The organism is Streptomyces sp. PKU-EA00015 (assembly GCF_013387495.1).
GTDB lineage: Bacteria > Actinomycetota > Actinomycetes > Streptomycetales > Streptomycetaceae > Streptomyces.
Map to the genome: position 1 here is coordinate 1 of NZ_JABZEE010000091.1, position 16772 is coordinate 16772.

Below are 16772 nucleotides of genomic sequence, written 5' to 3' on the forward strand. Positions count from 1 at the left end.
TGAGGGCCGTGGTCAGCCGTGCGGAGGGACCTGTGTCAGGGAGCCGTTCAGGACGAGAAGAGCATCCGGCCGAAGCTGCGCTGACGGTAGTGCCCACCGTGGTGACCGCCGTGGTGCGGGGCGCCCCAGGCCGGCGCGGCCGGGGCGGGAGCGGCCGGGTACGCCTGCGGAGCCGGCGGCGGGGGCGGCGCCTGCTGCACCCACTGGGACTCGAGCCGGGTCAGAGACTCCAGCTCGCCGTAGTCGAGGAATATCCCGCGGCAGCCGCTGCACTGCTCGATCTGGACCCCGTTGCGGTTGTACGTGTGCATCGCTGCGTGGCACTTGGGACACTGCATCGTCTGCTCTGCCTCTCGCCGTTCGGTCGACGTCGCCGGATGCATGCCCGGCGACGAGGACTTCACCCTACGACGGCGGTTCGCACGCCAACTCGGGCGGGAGTGTGCCGATTCGGGTACAGGTGTCGATCACCGCGCTTTCCACGTCGTCCGGTTGCCTGCCCTCGGCGGCGGACTTCGCGAGGGCGAGCGCGGCGGTCTGGACGGTGAGCGCGCGGGCGGGCACGTCGAGTTGGGGCCAGGGGTCGTCGTAGCGGGACGGGACCGCCGGGCCGTCCGCGGCCGTGTAGGCGCCGAGGAAGCGCTGCCAGATCTGTGGGGGCAGCAGGCCGGCCGCGTACCAGGCCGCGGGGCGGGCCAGGTCCCAGGCGGGGTCGCCGAGGCCGAGGTCGTCGACGTCGATGAGCAGCCAGGGGCCGTCGGGGACGGGGTGGCGTACGAACTGGCCCAGGTGCAGGTCGCCGTGGCAGAGGGTGTGGGGGCCGCGGTCCGGCGCGCCGGGGAACCCCTCGCCCCTGGCCCACGCGGGGAGGCGCTCCCAGGCGCGCCGGACCGCGGGCGCGGCGGGGTGGTCGCCCGCGGCGGCCTCCATGCGCGCCATGGCGGCCGCGGCCTTGGCGGGGCCGCGCATGGGCGGCAGCGGGCCGGGAAGGCCGGCGGTCTCGACGCGGTGCAGCCGGGCGAGGAGGACGCCCGCCTCCTCCCAGGGGGCGGCGTCGGGGTCGGCGGGGTCGACGGGGACGCCGTAGGGCCAGGCCGTGACGGGGCGGAGCCGCGGGAGTGCGCCTGCGGGAGGCGGCAGCGGCGGCAGGAGGATGCCCGCCAGCGCCGGATGGGCGGCCAGGGCGAGACGGGCGCGGTGGGCGACCGGGTCGGTCTCGGGGGCGTGCGCCTTGGCGACCGCCTCGCCGTGCCGTACGACCGTGCCGTCGGGGCGGTCGGCGAGCGTCTCGCCGTCCAGGTGGGCGTCTCCGGCGCCGCAGGCCGGGCAGAGGGCGCCGCCAGGGGTGGCGAGGTGGGCGGCGTCGCGGGCGACGGTGGCCAGGATGCGGACGAGTGGTGCGGTCACGTCGTGGAGCGTAATCGCGCCGGGCCGCTGCACGGGGCCGCCCCGGCCCCGGCGAAACCGGGGCTCCGCCTCCGCACCCCCGCGCCTCGAACGCAGGACGGGCTCGATGTCGCCGGACATGCGCGATGGCCGGTCAGCTCCCCAGCTGACCGGCCAAACGCTGCCGTCCGCCGCACCCCCGTCCCCACGGGGTTGTTGGCCGGATGTCCCCGACCCGGACCGCTCTTCCGGGCCCGGGGCGCTCTTCAGCGCCCCAGCATCACGCCCACGGACGACGCCTGTGTGACCACCGCTTCCCAGCCGCCGAAGACGACCACCAGCAGTGCCGCGAGGGGAAGGACCATGGCCGTCGCCACCAGCGGGTGGCGAGTGCCGGAGGGGCGGACGCCGAGCCCGGCGTAGGCCTTGCGCGATGCCGTGTCCGCCATGGTCCCTCTCCTGTCGTGGTTGGCAGCGGCGGGTGTCTGACCTCGGGGGACGAGTGCTGCACCCGCCGCTTGACATCAACATTAGGGAAACGGCGGGGCCCGGACGTCATGCCCGCGTACCGATTGCCGGGCCTCCCGGAGGATGAGCCGCCCCCCGGTCATGTACTCCCCTGGGTGGAGATGCGGACCTACGACTTGGGGTCTTCCCGGAGGGGACGCTCCCCATCGGCGTCGTCGTCGAGCCGAACCGGCTGCTCGACCAGCGCCAGCACGCGGTTGGCCATGAAACGCGCCGTGCGCACGACCGTGCCCGACCTGGTGACTTCGCTCACTTCCACCACCCCTCTGCGCACCGCCGTCTCCACCCGGCGGCCCGCCCGGCTTGCCACCACTTCGTACGTACGTGTCGTGTCTCCCGCGTCCACGACGATTTCCACCCGGTCGCCCTTCACTGATCCAATCCCCCTTCTGCGACTGACCGTTGAGATCGCGCACGGGTCCGGGGGGACGGATCCGGCCTCCCCTGACCACTCCTCAAGTTTCCCATCCGGCACTGACAATCGATCCGGGCACGAGGGCGCGGCCTATGAGCACACCGGCGCGGCGGTACGTAAGCTGTGGCACGTCAAACGGACGACCGGGCAGCGGGGTGGGGCCTCCCACCGTAGGTAGGGGACGGACAATGGCGATGATGCGGCTCCGGCGCGAGGACCCGCGTGTCGTCGGCTCGTTCAGGCTTCACCGGCGGCTCGGCGCGGGCGGCATGGGTGTCGTCTATCTGGGGTCCGACCGCCGCGGCCAGCGGGTCGCGCTGAAGGTGATCCGGCCGGATCTCGCGGAGGACCAGGAGTTCCGGTCGCGGTTCGCCCGGGAGGTCTCGGCGGCGCGGCGCATCCGCGGCGGCTGCACGGCCCGGCTGGTGGCCGCGGACCTGGAGGCGGACCGCCCCTGGTTCGCCACGCAGTACGTCCCCGGCCCGTCCCTGCACGACAAGGTGGCCGAGGAGGGCCCGTTGCGGGCCGCCGACGTCGCCGCGGTCGGGGCGGCGCTCTCGGAGGGTCTCGTCGCGGTCCACGAGGCCGGCGTGGTCCACCGTGATCTGAAGCCGTCGAACATTCTGCTGTCGCCCAAGGGGCCCCGGATCATCGACTTCGGCATCGCCTGGGCCACCGGAGCGAGCACGCTCACGCACGTGGGCACGGCGGTGGGCTCGCCCGGCTTCCTGGCGCCCGAGCAGGTGCGCGGCGCCGTCGTCACGCCCGCCACGGACGTCTTCGCGCTGGGTGCGACGCTCGCGTACGCGGCGATGGGCGACTCGCCTTTCGGGCACGGCAGTTCCGAGGTGATGCTGTACCGCGTGGTGCACGAGGAGCCGCAGCTCCAGGGCGTGCCGGACGCGCTGGCCCCGCTGGTGGCCGCCTGCCTGGAGAAGGACCCGGAGGAACGGCCGAGCACCCTGCAGCTGTCCATGCGCCTCAAGGAGATCGCCGCCAGGGAGGCGCAGGGCCTGCACGACGTCCGGCCGCCCGTGCAGCGGGAGCGGGTGGAGAGCGACCGGCCGACCTCGCGCTACACCGAGCGCACGGAGCGGACCGAGCGCCTGGAACGGCGTACGGGCGGCTCGTCGGCGCAGCGGCCGCAGCCGACGTCCCGCACGGGCGGCGGCTCCCGGCCGCCGCAGGCCCGCAACACCGGGCGCGGCACGGGCCGTACGAACGGCAGGACGAACGGCAGGACGAACGGCCGTCACAACGGGACGCGGCCGGGGGTGCGTACGACATCGGCCGGCCGGCGGCCCGCCAATCCGCGGCTGCTGCGGCAGCGGATCGTCGTCTTCTTCGTGGTGACGCTGATCGTGGCGCTGGGCATCGCCGCCGCGCAGCAGCTGTAGGTCAGGCTCCGGGACGCCCGGTCGCCACCGCGTAGAAGGCGACCGCGGCCGCCGCGCCCACGTTGAGCGAGTCGACTCCGTGCGCCATGGGGATGCGCACCCACTCGTCGGCGGCCCTCAGTGCCTTGGCCGACAGGCCCTCGCCTTCGGCGCCCAGCATCAGGGCGACCCGCTCCAGCCGGTGCGGGGCCGCCTCGTCGATGGACGATGCCTTCTCGTCGGGGGTGAGGGCAAGCAGCTTGAACCCGGCCTCGCGGACCGCTTCGAGGCCCTTCGGCCAGCTGTCGAGGCGGGCGTAGGGGACCGAGAAGACCGCGCCCATGGACACCTTCACGGACCGCCGGTAGAGCGGGTCCGCGCAGTCCGGGGAGAGGAGCACGGCGTCCATGCCGAGGGCGGCGGCGCTGCGGAAGATGGCGCCGATGTTGGTGTGGTCGTTGACCGACTCCATGACGGCCACCCTGCGGGCCTCGCCGAGCAGGTCCCCGGCCGTCGGCAGGGGCTTGCGCTGCATGGAGGCGAGCGCGCCGCGGTGCACGTGGTAGCCGGTGACCCGTTCGGCCAGGCCCGGGTCGATGGCGTACACGGGCGCGGGGACCTCGTCGATGACGTCGCGCATGACGTCGACCCACTTGGCGGACAGCAGCATCGACCGCATCTCGTACCCGGCCTGCCGGGCTCTGCGGATCACCTTCTCGCCCTCGGCGATGAACAGCCCCTCGGCGGGCTCGCGTCTGCGCCGCAGTTCGACGTCGGTCAGGCCGGTGTAGTCGGCCAGGCGCGGGTCGTCGGGGTCGTCGACGGTGATGAGTTCAGCCACGGGGTGATACTGCCTTCTCGGTGGTGCGGTGCCAACGGCTCGCGCGGAGTTCCGTTACCGCGGGTTACTTGATCGGCGGGACGCCGACGCCGACGACATCGCCGATGACGATGACGGCCGGCGGCCGCACCTCGTTCGCCCGCACGGCCTCGGCGACCGTGGCGAGCGTCGCGTCGACGCGGCGCTGGGCGGCGGTCGTGCCCTCCTGCACCAGGGCGACCGGGGTCTCGGGCGCCTTGCCGTGGGTGACGAGCGCCTGGGCGATGGCGCCGATCTTGTCGACACCCATGAGGATCACGAGGGTGCCGGTCAGCTTGGCCAGGGACTGCCAGTCGACGAGCGACCGCGGGTCGTCGGGCGCGACGTGCCCGCTGACGACGGTGAACTCGTGGGCGACCCCCCGGTGGGTGACCGGGATGCCCGCCGCCGACGGCACGGAGATCGAGCTGGAGATGCCGGGTACGACCGTGCAGGGGATGCCCGCCGCCGCGAGGGCCTGCGCCTCCTCCATGCCGCGGCCGAAGACGAACGGGTCGCCGCCCTTGAGCCGTACGACGGACTTGCCGGCCTTCGCGTGCTCGATGAGGGCGTTGTTGATGGCCTCCTGCGCCATGAAGCGGCCGTACGGGATCTTGGCCGCGTCGATCACCTCGACGTGCGGCGGGAGTTCGTCGAGCAGGTCGCGCGGTCCGAGGCGGTCGGCGATGACGACGTCGGCGTCGGCGAGCAGACGCCGGCCGCGCACCGTGATCAGGTCCGGATCGCCGGGGCCACCGCCGACGAGGGCGACGAACGGGGCGCGGGTGCGGCGGTGGGGTGCGGCGATGCTGCCGTCGCGCAGGCCCTCGACGATGGCGTCCCGCACGGCCGCCGAGCGGCGCGGGTCGCGGCCGGTGAGCACGGCGACCGTGACGCCCTCGCTGCGGCCGGTGGCGGGGGTCCATGCCGTGGCGGCCTCGGCGTCATCGCTGCGTACGCACCAGGTCTTGGTGCGCTCGGCCTCGGCGGAGGCGCGGGCGTTGGCGTCGGGGTCGCTGGTGGCGACGAGGGCGTACCAGGCGTCGGCGATGTCGCCGTCCTCGTACCGCCGCCGCGTCCAGGTGATCTCGCCCGACTCGGCCATCGCCTCGACGGACGGGGTTGCGGAGGGTGAGACCAGCGTGACGTCGGCACCGGCCGCGACGAGGGCCGGGAGGCGGCGCTGGGCGACCTGGCCGCCGCCGATGACGACGACACGCCGCCCGGTCAGGCGCAGTCCGACGGGGTAGGCGGGGTGCTCGGCGGGCTCGGGCATGGCGGTGCGGCTCCTCGTGCGGGTGGTGCGTGTGCGGGGGCCGCTGCGGCGGTGAAGCGGCTGGTGGGGGCGCTGCTGGCACCAGGGTACGGTTCCGTGGCCCGGCGCCGTACCCGGCCCCGAACACGCGCCGTGGCCCGGAAGCGTCCCTGTCGGTTCCGTGGCCGATGGTGTGGCCGTTGCCGGCCGTGTACCCGGCCCGGGTGTCCCGCGGGACGCCCGGGCCGGTGCGCTACTTCTCCGTGACGCCGGCCGAGTCGAACGTGGCGACCTCGTGCATGGCGCGTGCCGCGCTCTGGACGACGGGAAGCGCCAGCAGCGCGCCCGTGCCCTCGCCGAGGCGGAGGTCGAGGTCGACCAGCGGGCGCAGGCCCAGCTTGTTGAGCGCGGCCACATGGCCCGGCTCGGCGCTGCGGTGTCCCGCGATGCACGCGGCCAGCGCCTCGGGGGCGATGGCCCGCGCGACCAGGGCCGCCGCGCCGGTGCTGACGCCGTCGAGGACGACCGGCGTGCGCAGCGACGCACCGCCGAGGATGAGGCCGACGAGTGCGCAGTGCTCCAGGCCGCCCACGGCCGACAGCACGCCGATGGGGTCGGCGGGGTCGGGCTGGTGGAGTTCGAGCGCGCGGCGCACGACGTCGACCTTGCGGGCGTGCATCTCGTCGTTGATGCCGGTGCCGCGGCCGGTGATCTCCGCCGGGTCGGCGTCCGTGTAGACGGCGATGAGGGCCGCGGACGTGGTCGTGTTGGCGATGCCCATCTCGCCGGTCAGCAGCGCCTTGTTCCCGGCGGCCACCAGGTCGCGGGCCGTCTCGATGCCGACCTCGATCGCTGCGACCACCTCGTCGCGGGTCAGCGCGGGGCCGGTGGTGAAGTCGGCCGTGCCGGGCCGGACCTTGCGCGGCAGCAGCCCCGGGGTGGCGGGCAGGTCGGAGGCCACGCCCACGTCGATCACGCAGACCTCGGCGCCGACCTGGGTCGCGAAGGCGTTGCAGACCGCTCCCCCGCCGAGGAAGTTGGCGACCATCTGGCCGGTGACCTCCTGCGGCCAGGCCGTGACGCCCTGGGCGTGCACGCCGTGGTCACCCGCGAAGATGGCGACCGCCGCCGGCTCCGGGATCGGGGGCGGGCACATCCGGGACAGGCCGCTGAGCTGCGCGGAGATGATCTCCAGCATGCCGAGCGCGCCGGCCGGCTTGGTCATCCGCTTCTGGCGCTCCCACGCCTCGCCGAGCGCCTTGGCGTCCAGCGGGCGGATGTTGGTGACGGTCTCCTGGAGCAGGTCGTGCGGTTCCTCCCCGGGCAGCGCACGACGGCCGTACGTCTCCTCATGGACGACCCACGACAGCGGGCGGCGGCGGGACCAGCCCGCCTGCATCAGCTCGGGCTCCTCGGGGAACTCGTCGACGTAGCCCACGCAGAGGTACGCGACGACTTCGAGGTGCTCGGGCAGGCCGAGCGTACGGACCATCTCGCGCTCGTCGAAGAAGGAGACCCAGCCGACCCCCAGGCCCTCGGCGCGCGCGGCGAGCCACAGGTTCTCGACGGCGAGGGCCGAGGAGTAGGGCGCCATCTGCGGCTGCGTGTGGCGGCCCAGGGTGTGGCGGCCGCCGCGCGTGGGATCGGCGGTGACCACGATGTTCACCGGGGTGTCGAGGATGGCCTCGATCTTCAGTTCCTTGAACTGCTTGGCCCGCCCCTTGGGCAGCGACTTGGCGTACGCCTCGCGCTGGCGCTGGGCCAGTTCGTGCATCGTGCGGCGCGTCTCGGCCGAGCGGATGACGACGAAGTCCCACGGCTGGGAGTGGCCGACGCTCGGCGCGGTGTGCGCGGCTTCGAGGACGCGCAGGAGGACCTCGTGCGGGATGGGGTCGCTGCGGAAGCCGTTGCGGATGTCGCGCCGTTCGCGCATGACGCGCAGGACGGCCTCGCGTTCGGCGTCGTCGTAGCCGGGCGCGGGGGCGGTCACGGCGTCGGCCTCGGGGGCGGCCGTGGGCGTGGCGGGCTCGCCCTCGGCGGCGACGGGCTCGGCGGTGCCGGGCGTGGCGTCGGCCTGGGGGGCGTTCTCGGCGGCGGGCTCGGGGTGGCCTTCAGCGGCAGCGGGCTCAAGGTGCCCTTCAGCGACGCCGGCACCGGCATCGGCGGCGATGGCCTCGGCGGTGCCGACCCCGGGCACCTCGGTCTCGGCGTTCTGCGGCGCGGGGGTGTCCTCGGGCGCGGGCACCTGCTCGGTCGCCTGCTCCGGAGCCGCCTGCGCCGCGACCTCGGGGGCCGCTTCGGCCGAGGAGTCCGCCGGTTCGGGGGACGCTTCGGCCTCGTGTGCGCCGACGGACTCGGCCTGTGCTGCCGGTGCCTCGGCGGCGGCGACCTGCTCGGTCTCGGCCGCAGCGGGCTCCGGGGCGGTCACGGGCTCGGCCTCAGCGGCCTCGGACGGCTCGGCGTTCTGCGTGGCCTGCGCCACAGGCTCTTCCACGCCGGCCTCCGCCGCGGGCTCGGTGCTCTCGGGAGCCCTGTCCTCCGCGGTGGTCTCCGTCACCGCCTCCACGGCCTCCGCCGCTGTCTCCCCGGGCTGCGGCGGCTCGGAGCCGCCGACGCGCGGAGCGGGCACGGTGGCTTCCTGCACGGTCACGTTCACGCTCTCCTCGGCACCTTCGACCGTCTCCGCACCGGCGTCGGGCTGCGCGGTCACCTGCTCGGCGACCGCCTCCGGGACGACCGTTTCTGCGGGCGCCGCCGAAGCGTGCTGCGCCGGCTCGTGCGGCGGCTGCGGGTCCCAGGGTGCGCCGGGCTGCGGCGGGATGTCGGCGAGCTGAGGGCCGGGAAGCCCGGCAGCGTGCTCCTCGCCCGGCACGTCGAGGTATTCCACGCCCGTCGCGGCGGCCTGCGCCGGGGCGGGCCGCAAGACCATCGGGTGCGGCGGGGTCCCCGCGGGTCCCCGGTCGGCGAGCGAGCGCACCACGCCGTTGTTGGGCTCGGGAACCGGCGGCCCCATGTGGAGCGGGCGGCGCGCGGGCGGCGGCGTCGGCATGGCGGAGGTGGCGGCCGCGGGCATCCGGACGGCTCCCAGGTCGACGGAGCCGGAGTGCCGGCCGCCGGCCTCGTGGGCGCCGGTCTCGTGAGCGCCGGTCTCGTGAGCGCCGGTCTCGTGAGCGCCGGTCTCGTGAGCGCCGGTCTCGTGCGGCGCCTGCTGCGCCGGGGCTGCGTACTCCGGCGCGGGCGCGGCGACGGCCTCCTGCGGAGCGGCGTGGGCGGCCTCACCGGCCGGGGCCGGGGGGTCGACCATGGCGGGGGTGTGCGCGGCGGCGCCGGCCGGCGCGGCGTGGGCGCCGTGGGCCACCTCGGGCATGTGGTCGCCCGGCGCCACGCCGGGCACGACCGACATGGTGCCCTGGACCTGCGCCAACGGCTCCTGCGACAGGCCCTCCTGGAACGCCGGCTGCGACGGTGCGCCGGGCAGGGGAGCGCCGGGCAGGGGAGCGCCCTCGGCCCCGAGCGCGTGGACGTCCTGTGCGGGGGCGTCCTGCGCCTGGGCCGGCGCGGTCTGCTGGGGCTCCGCTTCCTGGAACGCGGGCTGCTCCTGCGGCAGCTGCGCCTGGGAGTCGTGCCGCTGCGCCCCCTGCGCGTACGCGGCGGCGTCGGCCACCGGCGCGGGGGTGACCTCGACGAACTCCGGCTCGGGCGCCGCTTCCTGCCCGACGGGCTGCGGGGCCCCGGGCACCGGGTACTCGTGCGTGCCGTATCCCGCCGCCGGGTAGTCCACCTGGTACGCGCCGCTTCCGTGCTGCGCAGCGGCGACCTGACGGTCCATCGGCTGAACGGAGACGGGCGCCGCCGCGTACTGGTCGGCGGCGGGTGCTCCGTGCGCCTGTGGCGCCTGCGCCGTCGGCACCTGCTGCGGGTCGCTCCAGGCTCCCTGGGCTCCCGGCATCAGCAGGAGGTCGTCCTCTTCGGAGGTGTGCTCGGAGGGTTCGAGGTAGGTGTACGCGCCGGGGGCGGGGACGCCCGGCTGCTCCACCATGCCTGCGTTCTCCGGCAGCCCCTCGCCCGGGATCTGGCCGGTGTCAGTCATGCGTTCCCCTCGCCCATCGGTTTGCTCCTTCGCCCATCGCCCGGGACGTCCGACCGGCACACCTGACGCCCGTGAACAACAACGAGCGTGTGCGCCGCGCGGCACGATCGACCCCGGACCCAAGCATTGTCGCCGTCGTTCGCCACCATGGCAGCAAGATCCGCCGCCGACCGCTGTGGGCTGCGCCACGTCGCGCGCCCCCCAGGTTCCGACGTACCACAAACGGGAGCCAAAGTGACTCCCTTTTCCGGACATTGACGAACCAATCGGCGAACGCCCGGCTGCGGTACAACGATCGGCCAGCCTACCTCCCACCGTCCACGGCAGGGGGCGTGGGCCGGGGGTTCGCCGAGAGCGGGCGGGTCTACGCGCGGGGCTCCGGGTGGCGGCCGCAGAGCAGGAAGACGACGGTGCGTTCGCGCTCCGTCCAGTCGGCGGTGTCCAGTTCGACGGCCTGGAGCAGCGCGCATTCGACGTCGTAGCCCCCGGCCGCCAGGGCCGCGCCGATCGCCTCCGCCTCGTCGCGGGTGGAGGCGTGGGTGACGATGCGCTGGGGCCTGCGGTCGGCGACCGCCGTGACGACGGGCACTCCCCCGCCCCCGATGCGTACGACGTCCGGTTCGGGCAGCCGTTCCAGTACGTGCGGGGCGCGGCCCTGGACGACCTGGAGCTGGACGCCCAGGCGCCGTGCCTCGCTCTCGCTGCGGCGGCAGGCGTCCGGGTCGGCGTCGACCGCGATGACCGCGGCTCCGAAGCGGGCGGCCTCGGCCGCGAGCGCGCCCCCGCCGGAGCCGATGTCCCACACGAGGTCGCCGACGCGGGGGCCGAGACGGGCCAGCTGGGCGGCGCGCAGTCCCGCGTACTCGCCCTCGCCGGGCTGCGGCGCCCGCGGGTCGGCGGGCGGCAGGGCCCAGCCGCGCAGCTCGGGCGGATAGCCCGGTTCGTGGCCGGCGATCCAGCCGGATCCGGTACCGGAGGCGGCGGTGAGGCGGCCTGCTCCGCCGATGACGATGACGACGTTGGGGTCGCGCCACACGAGGTCGGCGACCTTGTCGGAGGTGAGGACGGTGACCTGTTCGCGGGTGGTGCCCAGCTCCTCGCAGATGACGAAGGTGCGGTGCACTCCGTCGAGGAGGAGGGCGAGTTCCGCGGGGCCCGCGCCCGGGGAGGTGAGGACGGCGACCTTGGTGTGGGCCCGGCACACATTGACGGCACGGCGCAGTGTGCGGCGGTGGGCGACGACGATTTGGGCGTCGTCCCACGGCATGCCGGCCCTGGCGAAGGCGGTGGCCACGGACGAGACGGCGGGGACGACCTCGACCTCCAGGCCGTGCTCCGGCGCGCGCAGCGTGCGGACGACGCCGAAGAATCCGGGGTCGCCGTCGGCGAGCACGACCGCGCTGCCGCGGTGGCCCGCGATGCGCCGGGCGGCGAGGTCGACGCTGCCGAGGCGGATGCGTTCGGCGCGGGGCGGGACTTCGGGCAGGGCCAGGTGGTGGGCGGCGCCGGCGACCAGGGTCGCGGCCGACAGCGCGGACCTGGCCGCCTGGGTGAGCGGTGAGCCGTCCCAGCCGATCACCGTGACCCGGTCGGCCATCTCGTCAGTCTCCTGGAGTTGTTGCAGGTCGAGGGTGCTTCCGCGGATGTGCGACGCCTCGTGGGGTCGCCTCGTGAGCGTACCCGGAGCGGTTCGGGGGCGGTGAGGGTGTGCCTGTGTGCCCGAGAGCGGGGCCGGCGGCTCAGTTCCAGTCGGTGTAGGAGGCGTAGCCGGCCTCGGCCAGGCGGTCGGCCTCCAGGTCCTCGGGGAGCAGGCTCCACACGATCAGGTCGGTGCGGACGTCGGTCCAGGCGCCGTCCTCCGTCTGGGCGCGCACTATCCAGGCGTTGCGCAGGACGCCTTCGCTGATACAGCCGATCTTCTGGGCGACCTGCTGGGAGGCGGTGTTGTCGGCGGCCGTGCGCAGCTCCATGCGCTCGAACCGCTGATTGCGGAAGAGCCACTGGGCGACGGCGAGGACGGATTCGGTGGCGTAGCCCTCGCCCCGCGCCCAGGGCGCGGTGACGTAGGCCACCTCGGTGGCGAGCGTGCGCCAGTCGGTGTTCCGCAGGTGGACGGTGCCGACGAGGCGCTGGGTGAGGAACTCGGTGACGGCGAGGACGATGCCCCGGCCCGTGGTGCGTTCAGCAGGAGCGATCCTGCGCACCCAGTCCTCGGCGTCCTGCGCCGTGTAGGGGTGCGGCACCGACGTCCAGGCCGTGGTCACCTCGTCGTTCATCATCTCGGTGAAAGCCGGGATGTCGGCGTCCTCGAAGGGGCGCAGCACCAACCGCTCCGTGCTGATGGACACGTCCGGGAAGGTGTGAGTCATGCACTGCTCCATGCCGGGACCGTCGAAAGGGTCGTTGCCGTGTGGGCGTAGCCGTAAAGGCACAGCATGCAACATCGGCTGCCGGCTGTGCATGGCCGGGTGCAGGTACGACGCGGCCCCGCGCACCTTGGTAGGCGCCCGGGGCCGACGTCAAGTGGCGTGCCTTCGTGACTACTTGGCCGCGCCGGAGGCGGCGACGACGGAGCCCTGGTACGTGTCCTCGATGAACTTCTTCACCTCGGGCGAGTTCAGGAGCTTCGCGAGCTTCTGCACGCGCGGGTCGTCCTCGTTGCCGTCCTTGACGGCGAGGAAGTTGGCGTACGGGTTGCCCTCGGCCTTCTCCAGCACCAGGGAGTCCGAGGCGGGCTCGAGGTCGGCCTCGATGGCGTAGTTGCCGTTGATGACGGCGGCGTCGACGTCGTTCAGGGCGCGGGGCAGCGTGGCGGCCTCCAGCTCCTTGAACTTCAGGCCCTTGGCGTCCTGGACGTCGGAGAGCTTGGCGTCGTTTCCGGCGCCGGCCTTGAGCGTGATCAGACCGTTGTCGGCGAGCAGCTTGAGCGCGCGGCCCTCGTTCGTGGTGTCGTTGGGGACGGCGATGGTCTGGCCGGCCTTGATGTCCTTGATGTCCTTGGCCTTCTCGGAGTAGAGACCGAGGGGCTCGAGGTGGACGTCGACGACGGGGACGATGGTCGTCTTGTTCTTCTTGTTGAAGTCGTCCAGGTACGGCTTGTGCTGGAAGTAGTTGGCGTCGACCTGCCCCTGCTGGGTGGCGGTGTTCGGCAGGACGTAGTCCGTGAACTCCTTGACCTCCAGCTTGAGGCCCTCCTTGGCCGCGAGCTTGTCCTTGACGAAGTTCAGGATGTCGGCGTGCGGCGTCGGGGACGCGGCGACGACGAGCGCCTTGGACGCGTCGGCCTTGGCACCGGAGTCGGTCTGCGCGCCCGGGTCGGAGGCCGTGCCGCAGGCGGTGAGGCCGAGGGCGAGAGCGGCGGTGGCGGCGCCAGCCGCGGTGAGCTTGATGTTCTTACGCACGAAAAGTGCCTCTTTCTGATGGGTGGAACAACGCCCGGACAAGGAGTGCGGGCTGTTTGGGTGGACGTCCGCGGGTCAGCCCGCGGTGTGTCCGCGGCGGGCCAGCAGCCGCACGACTCCGTCGCCGACGAGCTGCACGACGGTCACGATCGCGATCAGGATCACGACGGTGATGAGCATGAACTGCGTCTCGAAGCGCTGGAAGCCGTAGGTGACGGCCTTGGAGCCGAGACCCTCGCCGCCGACCGCTCCGGCCATCGCCGAGTAGCCGACGAGGACGATCACGGTGGTGGTGACGGCCGCGACCAGCGAGGGCAACGCCTGCGGGAGCAGCACCTTGCGGACGATGGTGGGGATCGAGCCGCCCATGGACTGGACGGCCTCGACGAGGCCGTGGTCGACCTCGCGGATCGCCGTCTCGACGAGCCGGGCGAAGAAGGGGATGGCTCCGACCGCGAGCGGCACGATCATCGCGGTGGGGCCGATGAAGGTGCCGACGACGAGGGTGGTGAAGGGGATCAGCGCGATCAGCAGGATGATGAACGGCAGCGAGCGGCCGATGTTCACGATCACGCCGACGGCCTTGTTCACCGGGGTGTTCTGCAGCAGTCCGCCCTTGTCGGTGAGGACGAGCAGCACGCCGAGCGGGAGTCCGCCGGCGACGGTGACGAGGGTGGACCACAGCACCATGTAGAGAGTGTCGAGCGTGCCCTGGGTGAGCAGGGGCTGCATCTCGGACCAGGTCACTTCGCGACCTCCTCGACGAGTGCGGTGGCCTGGGCCGGGACGGCGGCGGCGGTGTCCGCGTCGACGACGTCGACCTGGAGGCCCTGTTCGCGCAGGAAGCCGACGGGGACGACGTTCTCCTCGTAGCGGCCGGGGAGTTCGATGCGCATCCGGCCGATCTGCTTGCCGCCGACGGTGTCCATGGCGGCGCCGAGGATCGAGATGTCGACGTTGTACGTGCGCGAGAGCTGGGAGATCACCGGCTGGGTGGCGGCCTCGCCGTGGAAGGTGACGTCGACGACGGTGCGGTCGGGGCCGGAGGCATCGCCGCTCACGGGGAACAGTTCCTGGGCGAGCTCGGAGCCGGGGGTCGCGAGCAGTTCGCTCACCGTGCCGGATTCGATGATCTTCCCCTTCTTCATCAGAGCGGCGGAGTCGCAGATGGTCTTGACGACGTCCATCTCGTGCGTGATGAGCAGCACCGTCAGCCCGAGCTGCTGGTTGAGGTCGCGCAGCAGCTGGAGGATCGACCGGGTCGTCTCGGGGTCGAGGGCGCTGGTCGCCTCGTCGGACAGCAGCACCTTGGGGTCTCCGGCGAGGGCGCGGGCGATGCCGACACGCTGCTTCTGTCCGCCCGAGAGCTGGCCGGGGTACGCCTTGGCCTTGTCGGCGAGGCCGACGAGGTCGAGGAGTTCGAGCGCCTTGCGGGAACGCTCGGCGCCGGACACGCCGAGGATCTCCAGGGGCAGTTCGACGTTGTCCTTGACGGTGCGCGAGGACAGCAGGTTGAAGTGCTGGAAGACCATGCCGATACGGCTGCGGGCCTCGCGCAGTTCCTTCGACGCGCGCCGGCACCGGCCGGCGAGCGCGGTGAGGTCCTGGCCGTCGACGCTCACCGTGCCGGAGGTGGGACGTTCGAGGAGGTTGACACAGCGGATGAGCGAGGACTTCCCGGCGCCGCTGCGGCCGATGACGCCGAAGACCTCGCCCTCGCGGACATGCAGGTCGACGCCGTCCAGAGCGGTGACTTCGCGGCCTCGCGATGAGTAGACCTTGGTCAGGCCCTTGGTGGTGATCACAGGGTTTCCGTCACTGTCGAGTGCGCGGCGCGGTGTCCGCCGGGCACGGGGCATTCGGTTCAGACAGCTCTCTGCGGCACGGCTTCCTCGGCTGGTGGCCGGGGGCGAGGCGTGCGCGGGGCAGGCTCGGTCCGGGGGTTCTCCGTGGCTGCGGGGACGATCGGACGCGGCGCGGCTGTCGGTCTCGCTTCGGGGCGCGAGGCGGTCAGGGACCCTCAGAAGGCGCACATTCGACACATACAACGAGCACCGGGCGTCGTGATCGCCTCGGTCGCAAGGGTGCGGCTGCTCGTCGTGGTCATGGCTGCAAGTAAAGCAGACAGGCACCCGAGGAAATCGGCCGCGTCCGCTATGCGGACACGGCTGGCACGCTATGTGGACGCCTACGCTCCGGTCCGGATCGTCACGCCGTCCGCCGTCACCTGCACGGAGACCGCCGACAGATCGGTCACGATCACGTCGGCAACCAGCTCGTCGGCGCGGTGCGTTGTGGTCAAGGCCACGGTGCGCATGCCGGCGGCACGCCCGGAGGCCAGCCCGGCCGGGGCGTCCTCGAAGACGACACAGCGCGCCGGGTCAGCGCCGAGGCGCCGGGCCGCGAGCAGATAGGGCTCCGGGTCGGGCTTGCCGCGGGTGATGTCGTCGGCGGCGACGGTCGTCTTGGGCGTGATGCCCACCTCGTCGAGCCGCGCCTCGGCAAGCCGCCGGGTGGCCGAGGTGACGACGGCCCACCGCTCGGGCGGCAGCTGCGCGAGGAGCGCGAGCGTGCCGGGCAGTGCGACCACCGACCCGGCGACGTCCTCGACCTCCAGGGTCTCGATACGGGCGACCGCCTCAGGCACCGCATCGGCGGGCAGCAGGTCGGCGGCTATCTCGGCGGCCGGGCGGCCGTGCAGCCCGACGCGGGCGAAGTCCTCCGCCGTGATTCCGTACTCGTGCGCCCACGTGGTCCAGCAACGGTCGACCGACTCCAGGGAGGAGACGAGGGTTCCGTCGTTGTCGAACAGCAGGGCTTCGGCGTGGATCTCCATGGCCACGACCCTATGGCGCGGTCGCCGGCCCCTCGGGGCGGGGTCGCGCGCAGCGCGACCGCCGCGCCGTAATACGCTCGAGCCCATGCTCGACGCCCTGACGATCGCGGTCGCCGTGACCGCGCTCGCCCTCGCCTCGTGGTGCGGCTTCGCCGCGTACCGCGATCAGCCGACCAAGGACTGGCACTTCATCGGCATGGCCGTGGTCTCCGTCCTGGCGCTCGCCCAGCTGGTCGTCGCAATCGTGCAGCTGGCGCGGGGCGAGAAGGCCGACGAGGGCACGGCCATTTTCCTGGCGTACCTCATCGGATCCGCGCTCGCCGTGCCCGCCGCCGGGTTCCTGTCCTTGGCGGAGCGCACCCGCTGGGGTTCGGCGACCGTGGCGGCCGGCGCCGTCGTGCTCGCCGTCCTGGAAGTACGCCTCCACGACATCTGGGGAGGCTGACGGTGGCCGGGCCCACGACGGAGACCGAGCGGACCAGGCTGGTGCGGGGTCCGGGGCTGCTGCTGGTGTGGCTGTACGGGGTGATGTCCGTCGGAGCCGTGTCGCGCTCCGTCTACCAGATCCTGACCGACTTCGGCAGCGCGCCGCTGGCGCACGTGCTCTCGGCCGTCGCCGCCGTGGT

Annotated in this window: 15 protein-coding genes and 1 pseudogene; 3 read left to right on the plus strand and 13 right to left on the minus strand. The window is 73.3% G+C overall.

The genetic code is table 11. The features are described from left to right. Positions 1-47: 47 nt before the first annotated feature. The 4 genes from HW130_RS34015 to HW130_RS34030 form a co-directional block, all read right to left on the minus strand. On the minus strand, positions 48-338 hold the full coding sequence (locus tag HW130_RS34015; protein WP_177153633.1) for a zf-TFIIB domain-containing protein: 291 nt from the start codon (positions 336-338) through the stop codon (positions 48-50). Positions 339-405: 67 nt separating this feature from the next. Further along, positions 406-1407, minus strand: a complete 1002-nt coding sequence (locus HW130_RS34020; RefSeq protein ID WP_309140656.1) for an aminoglycoside phosphotransferase family protein — start codon at positions 1405-1407, stop codon at positions 406-408. Between the two features lie 245 nt (positions 1408-1652). Continuing rightward, positions 1653-1835: a hypothetical protein gene (locus HW130_RS34025; RefSeq protein WP_177153635.1), complete on the minus strand. Its 183-nt coding sequence runs from the start codon at positions 1833-1835 to the stop codon at positions 1653-1655. A gap of 188 nt (positions 1836-2023) precedes the next feature. Then, complete coding sequence (locus HW130_RS34030) at positions 2024-2287, minus strand: hypothetical protein (protein WP_177153636.1); 264 nt, start codon at positions 2285-2287, stop codon at positions 2024-2026. Between the two features lie 230 nt (positions 2288-2517). Between HW130_RS34030 and HW130_RS34035 the strand changes: the two genes are divergently transcribed. Next, complete coding sequence (locus tag HW130_RS34035; RefSeq protein WP_256356512.1) at positions 2518-3726, plus strand: serine/threonine-protein kinase; 1209 nt, start codon at positions 2518-2520, stop codon at positions 3724-3726. 1 nt (position 3727) lies between these two features. On the opposite strand, the gene HW130_RS34040 is transcribed toward HW130_RS34035, so the two are convergent. The 9 genes from HW130_RS34040 to HW130_RS34080 all read right to left on the minus strand — a co-directional run bounded on the left by HW130_RS34040 (position 3728) and on the right by HW130_RS34080 (position 16146). Beyond that, a complete protein-coding gene (locus HW130_RS34040) occupies positions 3728-4546 on the minus strand; it encodes an RNA methyltransferase (RefSeq protein ID WP_177153637.1) in 819 nt (272 codons plus the stop codon). A 64-nt stretch (positions 4547-4610) separates the two neighbouring features. Continuing rightward, a complete protein-coding gene (gene cobA / locus HW130_RS34045) occupies positions 4611-5840 on the minus strand; it encodes a uroporphyrinogen-III C-methyltransferase (protein WP_177153638.1) in 1230 nt (409 codons plus the stop codon). Positions 5841-6072: 232 nt separating this feature from the next. After that, positions 6073-9909 carry a nicotinate-nucleotide--dimethylbenzimidazole phosphoribosyltransferase gene (gene cobT, locus HW130_RS34050; protein ID WP_177153639.1) on the minus strand — a complete coding sequence of 1279 codons (3837 nt, stop codon included), beginning with the start codon at positions 9907-9909 and terminating at the stop codon, positions 6073-6075. Between the two features lie 364 nt (positions 9910-10273). Continuing rightward, positions 10274-11506, minus strand: a complete 1233-nt coding sequence (gene cbiE, locus HW130_RS34055) for a precorrin-6y C5,15-methyltransferase (decarboxylating) subunit CbiE (protein WP_177153640.1) — start codon at positions 11504-11506, stop codon at positions 10274-10276. A gap of 142 nt (positions 11507-11648) precedes the next feature. Further along, positions 11649-12278, minus strand: a complete 630-nt coding sequence (locus HW130_RS34060; protein WP_256356513.1) for a GNAT family N-acetyltransferase — start codon at positions 12276-12278, stop codon at positions 11649-11651. Between the two features lie 171 nt (positions 12279-12449). Continuing rightward, positions 12450-13310 (minus strand): MetQ/NlpA family ABC transporter substrate-binding protein, encoded by an 861-nt coding sequence (locus HW130_RS34065; RefSeq protein WP_177153642.1) that lies wholly within the window; start codon positions 13308-13310, stop codon positions 12450-12452. 75 nt (positions 13311-13385) lie between these two features. Next, positions 13386-14057, minus strand: coding sequence for a methionine ABC transporter permease (locus tag HW130_RS34070; RefSeq protein WP_177153643.1), 672 nt, complete (start codon positions 14055-14057; stop codon positions 13386-13388). Next, positions 14054-15115 carry an ATP-binding cassette domain-containing protein gene (locus tag HW130_RS34075; protein WP_177153644.1) on the minus strand — a complete coding sequence of 354 codons (1062 nt, stop codon included), beginning with the start codon at positions 15113-15115 and terminating at the stop codon, positions 14054-14056. Before HW130_RS34075 ends, HW130_RS34070 begins: the two co-directional genes overlap by 4 nt. Before the next feature lie 383 nt (positions 15116-15498). Then, complete coding sequence (locus tag HW130_RS34080; protein ID WP_177153645.1) at positions 15499-16146, minus strand: HAD family hydrolase; 648 nt, start codon at positions 16144-16146, stop codon at positions 15499-15501. Positions 16147-16231: 85 nt separating this feature from the next. Here HW130_RS34080 and HW130_RS34085 point away from each other — a divergent pair, with 85 nt between their 5' ends. Both HW130_RS34085 and HW130_RS36485 read left to right on the plus strand, forming a co-directional pair. After that, positions 16232-16591 carry a hypothetical protein gene (locus tag HW130_RS34085; protein ID WP_177153646.1) on the plus strand — a complete coding sequence of 120 codons (360 nt, stop codon included), beginning with the start codon at positions 16232-16234 and terminating at the stop codon, positions 16589-16591. Next, positions 16579-16772, plus strand: a pseudogene (locus HW130_RS36485) (hypothetical protein); the annotation flags it as partial. The gene HW130_RS34085 and the pseudogene HW130_RS36485, both read left to right, overlap by 13 nt.

What these genes read in the sequence shown, in the direction of transcription:
- HW130_RS34015 (WP_177153633.1), bottom strand. Translation starts at nt 338, where the DNA reads ATGCAGTGTCCCAAGTGCCACGCAGCGATGCACACGTACAACCGCAAC.
- HW130_RS34060 (WP_256356513.1), bottom strand. Translation starts at nt 12,278, where the DNA reads ATGACTCACACCTTCCCGGACGTGTCCATCAGCACGGAGCGGTTGGTG.
- cbiE (WP_177153640.1), bottom strand. Translation starts at nt 11,506, where the DNA reads ATGGCCGACCGGGTCACGGTGATCGGCTGGGACGGCTCACCGCTCACC.
- cobA (WP_177153638.1), bottom strand. Translation starts at nt 5,840, where the DNA reads ATGCCCGAGCCCGCCGAGCACCCCGCCTACCCCGTCGGACTGCGCCTG.
- HW130_RS34080 (WP_177153645.1), bottom strand. Translation starts at nt 16,146, where the DNA reads ATGGAGATCCACGCCGAAGCCCTGCTGTTCGACAACGACGGAACCCTC.
- HW130_RS34085 (WP_177153646.1), top strand. Translation starts at nt 16,232, where the DNA reads ATGCTCGACGCCCTGACGATCGCGGTCGCCGTGACCGCGCTCGCCCTC.
- HW130_RS34035 (WP_256356512.1), top strand. Translation starts at nt 2,518, where the DNA reads ATGGCGATGATGCGGCTCCGGCGCGAGGACCCGCGTGTCGTCGGCTCG.
- HW130_RS34025 (WP_177153635.1), bottom strand. Translation starts at nt 1,835, where the DNA reads ATGGCGGACACGGCATCGCGCAAGGCCTACGCCGGGCTCGGCGTCCGC.
- cobT (WP_177153639.1), bottom strand. Translation starts at nt 9,909, where the DNA reads ATGACTGACACCGGCCAGATCCCGGGCGAGGGGCTGCCGGAGAACGCA.